The sequence below is a fragment of the Ruminococcus sp. RTP21359st1_H3_RTP21359_211015 genome (assembly GCF_040909065.1).
In the GTDB taxonomy this organism is placed as follows: Bacteria; Bacillota; Clostridia; order Oscillospirales; family Ruminococcaceae; genus Hominimerdicola; species Hominimerdicola aceti.
Window position 1 is genome coordinate 83,041 of record NZ_JBDGDD010000004.1, and the last position, 11,927, is coordinate 94,967.

The 11,927-nt window shown below is 43.3% G+C and carries 12 protein-coding genes, 3 tRNA genes and 1 riboswitch; of the genes, 1 reads left to right on the forward strand and 14 read right to left on the reverse strand.

What is annotated here, in order from left to right; translation table 11 throughout:
- Positions 1 to 70 precede the first annotated feature (70 nt).
- The 7 genes from thiE to AB5Z01_RS02880 all read right to left on the reverse strand — a co-directional run bounded on the left by thiE (position 71) and on the right by AB5Z01_RS02880 (position 6,476).
- Positions 71 to 712, reverse strand: a complete 642-nt coding sequence (gene thiE, locus AB5Z01_RS02850; protein ID WP_287216185.1) for a thiamine phosphate synthase — start codon at positions 710 to 712, stop codon at positions 71 to 73.
- Positions 713 to 734: 22 nt separating this feature from the next.
- Positions 735 to 1,205 carry an N-acetyltransferase gene (locus tag AB5Z01_RS02855; protein ID WP_041337144.1) on the reverse strand — a complete coding sequence of 157 codons (471 nt, stop codon included), beginning with the start codon at positions 1,203 to 1,205 and terminating at the stop codon, positions 735 to 737.
- 140 nt (positions 1,206 to 1,345) lie between these two features.
- Positions 1,346 to 2,164, reverse strand: a complete 819-nt coding sequence (gene thiM, locus AB5Z01_RS02860) for a hydroxyethylthiazole kinase (RefSeq protein WP_278340126.1) — start codon at positions 2,162 to 2,164, stop codon at positions 1,346 to 1,348.
- The gene (thiW, locus tag AB5Z01_RS02865) at positions 2,164 to 2,685 is read right to left on the reverse strand and encodes an energy coupling factor transporter S component ThiW (RefSeq protein WP_117923019.1); all 522 of its coding nucleotides are present in this window, start codon (positions 2,683 to 2,685) and stop codon (positions 2,164 to 2,166) included. Before thiW ends, thiM begins: the two co-directional genes overlap by 1 nt.
- Positions 2,686 to 3,006: 321 nt before the next feature.
- Positions 3,007 to 4,320 carry a phosphomethylpyrimidine synthase ThiC gene (gene thiC / locus AB5Z01_RS02870; RefSeq protein ID WP_041337142.1) on the reverse strand — a complete coding sequence of 438 codons (1,314 nt, stop codon included), beginning with the start codon at positions 4,318 to 4,320 and terminating at the stop codon, positions 3,007 to 3,009.
- Complete coding sequence (thiD, locus tag AB5Z01_RS02875; protein WP_302511115.1) at positions 4,317 to 5,120, reverse strand: bifunctional hydroxymethylpyrimidine kinase/phosphomethylpyrimidine kinase; 804 nt, start codon at positions 5,118 to 5,120, stop codon at positions 4,317 to 4,319. Before thiD ends, thiC begins: the two co-directional genes overlap by 4 nt.
- A 60-nt stretch (positions 5,121 to 5,180) precedes the next feature.
- A riboswitch (TPP riboswitch) is annotated at positions 5,181 to 5,286 on the reverse strand.
- A gap of 200 nt (positions 5,287 to 5,486) precedes the next feature.
- A complete protein-coding gene (locus AB5Z01_RS02880) occupies positions 5,487 to 6,476 on the reverse strand; it encodes a C40 family peptidase (protein WP_195220118.1) in 990 nt (329 codons plus the stop codon).
- Between the two features lie 649 nt (positions 6,477 to 7,125).
- Between AB5Z01_RS02880 and AB5Z01_RS02885 the strand changes: the two genes are divergently transcribed.
- Positions 7,126 to 8,289 carry a leucine-rich repeat domain-containing protein gene (locus AB5Z01_RS02885; RefSeq protein ID WP_287215228.1) on the forward strand — a complete coding sequence of 388 codons (1,164 nt, stop codon included), beginning with the start codon at positions 7,126 to 7,128 and terminating at the stop codon, positions 8,287 to 8,289.
- A 197-nt stretch (positions 8,290 to 8,486) separates the two neighbouring features.
- Here the strand turns inward: AB5Z01_RS02885 and AB5Z01_RS02890 are convergent.
- The 7 genes from AB5Z01_RS02890 to AB5Z01_RS02920 all read right to left on the reverse strand — a co-directional run bounded on the left by AB5Z01_RS02890 (position 8,487) and on the right by AB5Z01_RS02920 (position 11,780).
- Positions 8,487 to 8,564: transfer RNA gene (locus AB5Z01_RS02890), tRNA-His, on the reverse strand.
- A 54-nt stretch (positions 8,565 to 8,618) separates the two neighbouring features.
- Positions 8,619 to 8,695 (reverse strand) — tRNA-Arg (locus tag AB5Z01_RS02895).
- Positions 8,696 to 8,744: 49 nt separating this feature from the next.
- Positions 8,745 to 8,818: transfer RNA gene (locus tag AB5Z01_RS02900), tRNA-Gly, on the reverse strand.
- Positions 8,819 to 8,957: 139 nt separating this feature from the next.
- On the reverse strand, positions 8,958 to 9,698 hold the full coding sequence (locus tag AB5Z01_RS02905) for a TVP38/TMEM64 family protein (protein WP_287215227.1): 741 nt from the start codon (positions 9,696 to 9,698) through the stop codon (positions 8,958 to 8,960).
- A gap of 13 nt (positions 9,699 to 9,711) precedes the next feature.
- Positions 9,712 to 10,254: a hypothetical protein gene (locus tag AB5Z01_RS02910; protein ID WP_117856620.1), complete on the reverse strand. Its 543-nt coding sequence runs from the start codon at positions 10,252 to 10,254 to the stop codon at positions 9,712 to 9,714.
- A gap of 6 nt (positions 10,255 to 10,260) precedes the next feature.
- Entirely contained in the window at positions 10,261 to 10,884 is a 624-nt protein-coding gene (locus tag AB5Z01_RS02915; protein ID WP_022287430.1) for a DnaJ domain-containing protein, read from the reverse strand.
- Positions 10,881 to 11,780: a DUF5685 family protein gene (locus AB5Z01_RS02920; RefSeq protein WP_287215225.1), complete on the reverse strand. Its 900-nt coding sequence runs from the start codon at positions 11,778 to 11,780 to the stop codon at positions 10,881 to 10,883. The genes AB5Z01_RS02915 and AB5Z01_RS02920 overlap by 4 nt, the downstream gene beginning before the upstream one ends.
- Between the last annotated feature and the right edge of the window lie 147 nt (positions 11,781 to 11,927).

The following is an 11,927-nucleotide window of genomic DNA, read 5'->3' on the forward strand; positions in this document are numbered from 1 at the left end:
CGAAAAACAAAATCATACATTTTTCAAAACAAAAAAAACGGACGGTCTTAATAACCGCCCGTTCAACATCTTATCTTCCGAAACAATCCTCGCAAAGCTCACGAAGATCCTTTGCCGCCTTTTCAATATCAGGCTGAGAAACCACCGCAGAAACTACCGCAGCGCCGTCAATACCCATACCCTTAAAGTTCGGCACAGTTTTTTGATTAACTCCGCCTATTATTACGATAGGGATATCCACAGCGGCTCTTATCTCCGCAAGTTGTTCCTTTGTGACAGCTCTTGCGTCTGTCTTTGTGTTGGTGGCATACATTGCACCAACGCCAAGGTAATCTGCACCGTCTGCCTGTGCTTTTTTAGCTTCTTCAAGAGTTGCCGCAGAAATACCTATTATCTTGTCCTCACCAAGGATTTTTCTTGCAACTGCACATGGCATATCGCCCTGTCCCAGATGAACGCCTGCACAATCAACAGCCTGTGCAATATCAAGTCTGTCGTTGATGATAAGCGGCACATTGTATTTGTCCGTTATCTTTCTTACTCTAACTGCAAGCTCATAGAACTCTCTTGAAGTGCAGTCCTTTTCTCTTAGCTGGATAACTGTACAGCCGCCTTTTACGCCCTCCTCTACCGACTGCTCGATAGTCTCGCATGACATAAGTCCACGGTCAGTGCAGAGATAAAGCGTGTAGTCAATTTTCGATTTATCCATTTTTTTACCCTCTTATCTTTTATCATAAAATAACTTCCATACCTGTCTTGTATGGCTTCAGCCCTGCTTTTTCGTAAAATTTTCTTGCCGATGGATTACACTCCCACACGTTGAGCGTAACATTATAACAGCCCTGCTCCTTAGCGAATTTCTTCACTGCCTCGTAAAGTACCGAGCCGATATGCTGACCTCTGCAATTTTCATCAACGCACAGATCGTCGATATACAAAGTCTTTATATCCGTGAGAACATTGTCGCCCTTATGCTCCTGAAACACACAAAAAGCGTAGCCCTTCATCACATCATTTTCATCAACTGCGGCAAATATAGGCTTAGTTTTATCCTTGAGCATATCTTTAAGCTCGTTATCAGTATACTTTTTTGCACCCTCTTTAAAAAGGTCAGGTCTGCCCTGCTGATGAACTCTCTCTACCTGATAGAGCAAGCTGTTCATTTGCGGTATATCCTTTTCACAAGCAAATCTTACGGTCATTTTTCATTCTCCTTTGTATGAAAAAGTATAATATGCAATGCAAACGGACGAACACTGTTCGCCCCCGCAAGCAACATCACCACATAAAATTTAGTGGCATCACATTGATATGATACCACTAAATCTGAAATATTGCAATACTAAACTTCTTCTATCTTAGCCTTAGCCGCAAATACCTGACTATTCATTTTGCTGATTGCGTCAATGATAGAAATATGGAAGCTTCCTGAGCCCATCTCTCCAGCATTTTCATATGCGAACTCGCCTGCTATGCCCATGCTTGCAATGCCTGTTACAGCGGCGGTATACATATCGTCGCAAGCACCTGCGAATGAGCCTACAAGTCCTGTTGTCATACAGCCTGTGCCTGTTACCTTTGAAAGATATGGGTGACCGTTTGATATCCTTGCGACTCTTTTTCCGTCTGTTATAGTATCCACCGCACCTGTGATAGCTGCAACGCAGTTATACTTTGCGGCTGTTTTTTTCGCAACGGAAACAGGGTCGTTTTTCTCGTCAGCTTCCGAGGTGTCAACACCCTTTGTGGAAACTTCTAGTCCTGCAAGATATGACATTTCAGAAAGATTTCCTCTGAGTATGCTTATTTTCACATTTTCAAGTATACGCTTTGCAGTTTCATTTCTGAAATTTGATGCGCCTGCTCCAACCGGGTCAAAAACCACAGGAACGCCAAGCTCGTTGGCTTTCTTTCCAGCAGCTACCATTGACTCGACCGTTCTTGCATTGAGAGTACCCATGTTTATAACGAGAGCCTTTGAGATAGAAGTTATATCTGCTGCTTCTGCAATATCGTCTGCCATGATAGGTGAAGCGCCAATGGCGAGAATGCAGTTTGCAACGTCATTTACAGTAACATAATTTGTGATACAATGCACCAAAGGGCATATATCTCTTACCTTGTCTGCTGCTTTCGCACAGCTTTCAATTATAGAGCCCATTATGCTCTTACCTCCTTTGAGAAGCCAAGGAAATTATCAAATACTTTCGCCTTTTTAAGAGCTGTAACGATAACGATAGCAAGAACTGTACCGCCTGCACAGCTTACAAAGAAAGGCAGGATATAAACTGTTATTGCTGCGGCTGGTGCGCCAACGAGAAATCTTGCAACAGGGTATGCAAGGAGTCCGCCGAGGACTGACGTGCCGAAAAGCTCGCCGACATAAGCGGCAGGGAGCTTCTTTATGTACTTATAGAGCATACCTGCAACGAATGCGCCAACCATTGAGCCTGGGAACGCAAGGAGAGAGCCAAGTTCTAGAAGATTTCTGAGAAGTGCGGCTGTGAAGCCAACGCCCACTGCCCATGCAGGTCCAAGGAAAACTGCACCGATTATGTTTACAAGGTGCTGAACAGGTGCGCACTTTGAAGCGCCGATAGGGAACGAAACAAGCGAACCTACCACTGCAAGGGCTACCAATACTGCTGCGAATACCAATTTGTGAATGTTTGTCTTTTTCATTTTTATTCCTCCATATCGTATCGCACCGCCGAACGAAAAAGAGCAAGTTATCCAGCGGCGCACAGACCGTGGCTATGCTATCCGCTCACGATCTGACGTAAATTATTTTCGGTCGGTGCTCCATTGCACCCTCTCACCCCGAAACACGGGTTCCCTCGCTGAATACTTTTTATGAAAAAGTTCGCAAGACGCTCCTCTTGCACATTACATTCTTTTTATATCTGCTCTCATGTAATTGTCCGATTTTTCGTACAATTGTCGAGCTGACATTCAATTTTTATATCATGCGGGCGAACGCCGTTCGCCCCTACATCGAGTTTTCTACTTCTCTGAGCAGAATTTCACTTCTTTGCCCTCGAGTATCATGTTTGTTGTTCTAACGGCACACATCTTGCCGCACATTGAGCAGGTATGTCTGTCGGCAGGTGGGGTCTGCTCAAAGAATCTTCTTGCCTTTTCACCGTCAAGTGCTATCTCGAACATTTCGTCCCAATCCATTTTGTGACGTGCCGCTGCCATTTTATCGTCGATATCTCTTGCACCCTTTACGCCCTTTGCGATATCTGCGGCATGGGCTGCTATCTTGCTGGCGATAATGCCCTCCTTAACGTCGTCAACGTCAGGAAGTCTGAGATGCTCGGCAGGGGTAACATAGCAGAGGAAGTCTGCACCGCTTGCTGCGGCGATAGCTCCGCCGATAGCTGATGTGATATGGTCATAGCCAGGGGCGATATCTGTTACCAGAGGTCCAAGTACATAGAAAGGTGCGCCGTGGCATATCTTCTTTTCCATTATCATATTGGCGGCGATCTCGTTCATTGCCATATGACCCGGACCCTCTACCATTACCTGAACGTCCTTTTCCCACGCTCTCTTTGTGAGGTTGCCAAGCTCGATAAGCTCGGAGATCTGAGCGGCATCGGAAGCGTCTGCAAGACATCCCGGACGGAGTGCGTCGCCAAGTGAGATAGTTACGTCATACTCTCTGAGTATTTCAAGGACCTCGTCATAATACTCAAAGAATGGGTTTTCATTGCCTGTCATCATCATCCATGCGAAGAGCAGTGAACCGCCACGGGAAACGATATTCATTTTTCTTCCCTCACGTCTGAAAGCTTCGATTGCACGTCTGTTGATACCTGCGTGGATAGTCATAAAGTCAACGCCCTCTTCTGCATGGGCTTTTACTACCTTAAGAAAGTCCTGAGCTGATATCTCAAGGAGGTCTTTATCGAGGTAGCCGATAGCGTCATACATAGGAACAGTGCCTATCATGGCAGGCGACTTTGCTACTAGCTCTTTTCTGAAAGTATTGGTCTTGCCGTAGTTTGACAGATCCATGATAGCTTCAGCGCCGAACTTGATAGCCATATCCACTTTCTGCATCTCAATGTCATAATTCTTAGCGTCCCCTGAGATACCGAGATTTACGTTTATCTTAGTTTTAAGACCTTTACCGATACCCTCGGCAGAGAGAGCAGTATGGTTTACGTTGGCAGGGATAGCCACCTGACCTGCTGCAACAAGAGCCATAAGCTCGTTTACGTCCATATTTTCTTTCTTAGCCACTGTTTCCATTTCAGGGGTAACGATACCCTTTTTAGCGGCTTCCATTTGAGTTTTATAATTTCTCATAGAACAGTTCCTTTCAAATCGTAATAGTCATAAAAGTGATTAACGGGGCTATGTCCTTTGCCCACTGTGAATGATTTTTCTATTGCCTCGGTGATATAGTTTTTCGCCTTTGTTACAGCGGAGAGCATATCCATACCGTGGGCAAGGTTTGCAGTTATGGCAGATGACAGAGTACAGCCAGTGCCATGGGTATTAGGCGAATCAACACGCTTGCAGGCAAGCTTATGAATGCCCTCTGGGGTACAGAGATAATCCACAGCGTCGCCGGTGAGATGACCGCCTTTGACGAGGACGTTTTTTACGCCCATATCCATTATTATCCTTGCGGCTTTTTCCATATGGTTTTCATTCTTTATCTCCAAGCCTGAGATAGCTTCGGCTTCGGGGATATTCGGTGTAAGGAGCGTAACTATAGGAAAGAGCTTTTCCCTCATGGTGGAAACAGTTCCGCCCTCAGAGAGAGCATCGCCGCTTGTAGCGACCATGACGGGATCGCAGACGATAATACTTGGTTTATACTCATTAAGCTTATCCGCAACTGCTGAAATAATTTCGGCAGTTGGGAGCATACCGAGTTTTACGGCATCGACGTGGATATCCTCAAACACAGCGTCTATCTGTTTTTGTATCTCCTCAACGGGTACGTTGAAAACAGACAGCACACGGGTAGTATTTTCAGCGACGACAGAGGTAATAACGCTCATGCCGAAAGTTTCATTAGCGCTGAAGGCTTTAAGGTCGGCTTGTATACCTGCGCCACCGGAGCAATCCGAGCCTGCCACTGACAAACATTTTAACATACTTTATTCCTTTCTTATGGAAAAGGGGAAACAAAAAAACCTCCTGACAATGCAGGAGGTAAATTTACACAAATTGCTTCCTACACTGGTCTTGACCAACAGGTTCAAAGGGTCAGGTTTTACCTTCTCAACCCAGCTTTTTGCTTGGGTCCCCCTGCAAACTTTATTCGATTTTTTCGCAGTTTTTCTGCTTTTTTTTATTATAACACTGGTCAGCGAGATTGTCAAGGAAAAATTGTGCAGATATCGCAAGTATTATCGAGCAAACAAAATCGGGCTGTCGAGGGCGCCAGCCCCTACATTTACATTTGAAAATTTGCCGATACAGTTATTCGACAGTTTGTTATGCCGCAAGATTGCTTTGCTTTACAGTATTCTCCTGATAGTGTTTATCTTTCCGCAATACTTGATATTTGCAAGAGGCTGTATTCTGATCCCATAATATGTACTCATGGCATGGACTATTTTCCCACCGCCTATATACATTGCTACATGGCCATAGTTATTACAGATTATCAGGTCGCCTGCTTCTATATTCTTCAAAGACACTGCTTTTCCCATTTTCGCCTGCGAATATACGCTGTTATACATATTCACACCGGCTTTTCTATAGGCTTGCATTGTCAATCCACAGCAGTCCGTTGCCTTATACTTTGTTCCTCCCCAGACATATCTTCCGCCGTTCATGCTTGCGGCATAATCAACGGCTGTTTTTATTCTTGCTTTTCTCTCAGGTGTACGCCTCACACCTTTTCCTACCTTGACGTACTTACCCTTATGATCACCTTCATTGATAAGGACATAATCTGCTCCGCCGATATTCTTGCTCTGACCTGCCACACGCTTATTTTTATCGGTAGTGAGAGTACCCGACACAGCCACAGAGGCTTTTGTATTTGAGGATTTCTTGAACTTACCGTTTTTAAAGCTATAAAGCTGAACGTTTTTATCTATATGATAGTATGTTTTTGCTGCCGTCTTTACGTTGAGGACCGATGACTCTGACTTGGCACTGCCGTTTACCGCTTTGACGGTGACTTTATATTTTGTGGAAGCTTTAAGATAAAGCTTGCCGTCATCGGTTATATTTATATAGTTATCCTTTTTAAGTGCCTGCCATGTATATTTTCTTACATAGCGTCCGTTTACATAGACCTCAAATGTAGTCTTTGATGAAAAGCTGGTGAGATTTTTTACTCCTGCTTCTATTTTGTTTGAATACGCTTGTCTTTTTATCAAAACAGGTTTTGTCATCAAGTCAGCGGCAGAAGCTGTTATAACATTCACATAAGTCTTAGCGGATTCCTGTGGTGCAAATGCCACAAAGCTTATCATTATAACTGATGAAATTATCACTGCTGTTATTTTTCTTATTATGTTGATAACGGATCAGTCCTTTCCAGTTTTTTGTATCCATGTACTTATACGATTTCATTTATATTATTATACACCATCAATTATTACAATCTGTAATAATTAAGTTTCTATTTTGTAAACCTTTATGATAGCATTATACATTTTTGCCTATTGTTAGTATGATAATCTCCTATTTTAATGCAATTGTTGGTGTTTTCTTGTATTATAATGAACGGTATATCATTCTTTATTAATATTATATAAACATAATTTATGACAATCTTACAAATATAAGAAAAACAACATCTTATGGTTTGGTCGATTTAATCAAGAAAATTCTATAAATTGGTATCAGTCTTTTGTATCACTTGCGAAAACGTTTGCTGCTATAAAATTACAGTATCCTCAAAGATTGAGAACGATATGTGAAAACTAAAATTATTTTGCGTAAATTAATTGTGAAAAGTGACAAAAAAGCCGTTCATAATCAGTGAAAAAGTTCTGAAAATTAATTTTTTATAAATAAAATATTGCGAATACCATTGACAAACATAGTTTACTGTAGTATAATTTCATTAGAAAATACAGAAAACGTTTAAGTTCAGTTACGAGGTATATATTTATAGTGGGTATAATGGAGGTCACGCTGATGAAAAGCATTAATTTTATGGGCGACAATGGTTTCAAAAAAGCACTTGAGAGCGTTGGTGTAACTGCAAGCAGCAGTATCAGCAGCGAGAAGATCTCGGGCTGTTTTAAATATGTTACAGCTGACGATATGTGTATTATCACTGGATACTGCGGTGACAGCCATATCGAAGTGCTGGAGCTCCCTTTTGAGCTTCGCGGCAAAAAGGTCATAGCTGTTGCAGGCGGTGCTTTCGCACATCTTTACGACCTTAAATGTGCTGTTATCTCAAAGGACGTTGTTATCATCGGAAGAAAGGCATTTTACAAATGTTGTTCACTGGTGAATGTGACTATACCTGAGAGCGTAAGGTTTATTGGTGAGATGGCATTCTGCGGTTGTGAATCTCTGAGATTTGCGACTATACCTGACGGTGTGGAAAGGATACTGCCATTCACATTCTACAATTGCGACAGTTTGGAGAGAGCTGACCTGCCTGAGAGCGTAAGAGAGATCGGTGAGTCTGCATTCGGTTTCTGCTCTTCAATGAAAGAAATTTGTCTTAATGAAAATATAGTTTCCATAGGAAACGGAGCTTTCCAGAACTGCATTTCTCTGAGAGAGCTTGAGATACCGACAGCTATGATCGAGATCGCAGAGAATGCTTTCACATTCTGCTCAGGTTTGGAAGCGATCTCTATACCATTTGGAATCGAAGCTGTTGGCGACTACGCATTCTTCGGCTGCTCTGCTCTGAAAAAGGTTGAGTTCGCAGGATCTGTAAGAAAGATAGGCGAGTGTGCATTTGCACTTTGTGAGAGGCTCGAGAGCGTTTATCTTCCTGATTCCGTTAGCAGAATAGGCAAGAGAGCGTTTGCTCAGAATACTGTAGTTAAGACGGTGAGGATGTCAGGCAAGATCGCTTGTGTTGGAAGCGAAGCTTTCCGTGGCTGTAAGGCTTTGAGAGAAGTTGTTATCCCATCATCTGTGAAGAAGCTTGGTGCAAAGGCTTTCGTGGATTGCTCTGAGTTAAGAAGCGTTGTTATTCAGCATGGTGCCGATGGCATTGCGGAGGACGCTTTTGAGAGAGGCGCCGCCTTGATAACTGCTGACGCTGTTCCTGCACTTGATGACGAGACATTCAGGATAGCTGAGGCTGTTTACAACAAAAATTTCGCTTTATAAAATATATAACCTCTGGATCTGGGCGGCAGCTTTTAAGTTGCCGCCTTTTTTCTGTCTATTTGCAGGTGGGATAGAATAATCCAAGTCGGTAGGATACGGGTCATTGTCGGTGGTACATAAAAAAACGAGCGACCAAAGGTCGCCCTGCGATATGTAAACAAAAAAAATACGCTCTGCTTAACGCAGAACGTATTCAGTGGGGTGGGTAGTGAGATTCGAACTCACGGTCTTCAGTGCCACAAACTGACGCGTTAGGCCAGCTACGCTATACCCACCATACATATTAGAAGAAAATACTCGCAGCAGATTTTCATCTGGAACGAGTTTAATGGTACGCCATACTGGATTCGAACCAGTGACCTACCGCTTAGAAGGCGGTTGCTCTATCCAACTGAGCTAATGACGCATACTGTACTCATTGATATCTCAAACTCGGATAAAAGTTTAAGATATATTGGAGCGGGTGATGGGAATCGAACCCACATGACCAGCTTGGAAGGCTGGAGTTCTACCACTGAACTACACCCGCATACTGCCTGACCAGGCGTTTTTGGTGGTCTTTCAAGCTTACCGCTCAATCAACGATATTTATTATACCACTACAAGAGCCTTTTGTCAAGCACTTTTTTATATTTTTTTCATCTAAACTCAACTTTGTGCAATTTCACTTATTTGTTCTTTTTATGTTGTTTCATTTTATTCACTATAACATCTTTGAACAAAAAGCCAACGATACCTGCTACGAGAGCTACTCCAAGCACCACAAGTGCAACTGTGAAGTTGCCGCTTTTTACATTGCTCCCCAAAATCGTGGAGAGCATTATTGCCGGAAGTCTGCAAGGCATGACATAAAAGAAAAAATCCTTCTTGCTTATGGGAGTCAGGGGGACGATATATGAGATAACGTCCTTGGGTATTCCCGGTATGAGATAGAGGATTATAAGGATAACGGTTAGCTTTTTCTCATTTTGCAGGAATTTGAATTTTTTTAGCTGTTTCTCGTCAACAAAGGCTTCCACTATTGGTCTGCCAAATTTTTTCACAAGCACGAATATTGCCATTGTGCCAAGGAGCGTACCTAAGAATGATAGCAACCCGCCCCAGAACCAGCCGAACAGCACTCCACCCACCACTTGTACAGGCGGTATGACCGCTATGACCACTTGAAGAGCTTGTATGAAAGTAAAGATAAGCACTCCCACAATGCCACTGTAGTTATCAAGCTTACGCTCCAAGGCTGCAATGCCTGCCTTGCTGTGAAGTGCTTTTATAAGAGGTATACACGCCACTGTAGCCATTGCTATGACCGCTATTATTGCAACAAGGCTTATTATCTGTATTTTTTTCTTGTGCCTTGCAGTTTGTATTTTCGCCTCGTTTAATATTTCTTTCTCTTGTTCTTCGTTCATAAAAACGTCACCGTCATTTTCTTCTGAGTATTTTTTTTCTGAACCAATTTATGTACATATCTGTCAACTGTGTGAGGGCATAGTCATAAATAAAGAAAAACAGGTTTGCCGCCGCCCACAGAACAAGCACGGCATACTTGCCAAACATCTCCATGCCCTCGAGCATATCCACCGAAGTAAAGATATACTGAAAAGCCAAAAAGAATATGACTATCGCCACATTGAACACTGCAAGCTTTATTGCCCACACCAACAGGCTGTTTTTCTTTTGGTCGAGATAATATTTAAGTATTGGATAATACCCCATGAACAATATGAAAAGCAGAGTCGCTTCATAATTTGGGGTCACGAAAATGCTCAGCAGGCTCACTGCGCAATAGGTGGCTATCGCCCAGTTTTTATCCACCTCCACTATCATCACAACCATCATAAAGCCGGCGAAGGTAGGGATAGTATAATCGAGCATGGGCAAAAAGCTGCTTGAAAACATCAAAAGCAGGCAGACAGCGGAGCATATGCCGCCAAGTGCCACTCGAAAAGCTATTTTATTTCTCATGGGTCTTTAGCAGCAAGGTATAAGGTCGCCGCCCATCATTTCACAGCAGCAGTCTGCACAGCAAAGGGAGGAACAGCAGTCAGGGCCGCTCATGCCGCCTGCTTGGTAGCCCTGAGTTGGGTTGCCGCTCATATAGCCGCTTCGCTGTCTGTTCATCTGGGCTAACACGCTTTGATACTCCATGTTATTAGGGTCGAGCTGGACGGCTCTTGTGAAGTTGTTATAAGCCTCATTGAGCCAGCCTCTGCGGTGGCAGATAGTGCCTTTAAGGAAATACCACTCGGCATTTCTTTCCGAGGAGGACACATTATCAAGTATCTGATCTGCCTGAGTATAGCTTCCGCTTTGGATAAGGCTTCTGATATAGCCTGAGTCAAAGCCCTGCGAAGAGGCATAGCCGTCATAGCCGCTTTCTGCGGACTGGTATCCTCCCCCACGTCTTGAAGTCATGATCTGATCGTAGGCGGCGTTTATCTCGGACATTTTCTCCTCAGCTACGTCAGCTAGGGGGTTATCCTGATACTGGTCGGGGTGATATTTTTTCACAAGCTCTTTATAAGCTGATTTTATTTCAGCGTCTGAAGCTGTTGGGGATACACCTAAAATTTTGTAAGGGTCTTTGGAGATCATTGATCGTTATTTCCTTTCCTGTTATTGCGGAATTTTCCGCTTCTTATTTGAGTATAGACATTTTTAAGTCCAAGATACACGATATTATCAAGTATATCACGATATCTTTTAAGATCGAGCTTCACATAGATATCTGCCATTTCACCAAGGGTGAAGTTTATGCTGTCGTCACAAAAGGCGTGGACTTTTTTCAGATAGTCCGCATTTATGCCCTCGGTGGGCGGAAATTTTGTGAGGAGCGGATTGTAGCTTTCACTCTCGTGGTCGTCGGGCAGGTCGTCCAGAGCATCACAGATATAGATAAATCTGCCGAGGAGGTAGCCGAATCGTTCAAGGAGCGGTCGGCGTTCGTCCTGCCTGGTGCAAAGGTTGCCTGCAACGGCTTGCATCATAAGTGCGGTAGGCTCGCAGGCAAGGTCTATGCCTGCTGTTTTTTCACGCTCTATTTTATTTTGCAGTTCCATTGCGTTTTCAACGGCAGGGGCAAGATCCGGATAAAGGCGAGCCGCTTTCTTATAGGGCTTTTTGAAAAAAGGCAGAAGTGCAAATGCGGCAAGCTTGCCTTTTAGCCCTTTATCGGCTATATCATCACGGAGCTTATGATAGGTAAGTATCACGGCGGCTGAGGACGTATATTTAAGGTCGCAGGTACACTTTGCACACATGGTCTTTTTAAAAGGGTGTGCGATACAGCGCTGTTTTTCTGCGTCAAGCTTCACTCCCCTTACAGAGAGATCCATAAGGGAGAGAAATGCGAAATCGTAGCTTAGGGTAAAGCGTGTCACAAATCCGAAGCGTCTGCCCATATCCTTACAGAGTCCGCAATAGACAGCCTTATAGATATCATATTCAAACATTCGCATATATGGTTTGAAAGGGCGGACATAACCGAACATAGGCACTCCTTAGATTTTCGTTACTATACATTATAAAACACGATTGTGTATATCCCGTGAAATATATAACATTATACAACAATTTTAAGATAAAAGTCAATAATTTTTATGATAAAAATAAGGGTGGGGTAATGGAGGGATCGAAAA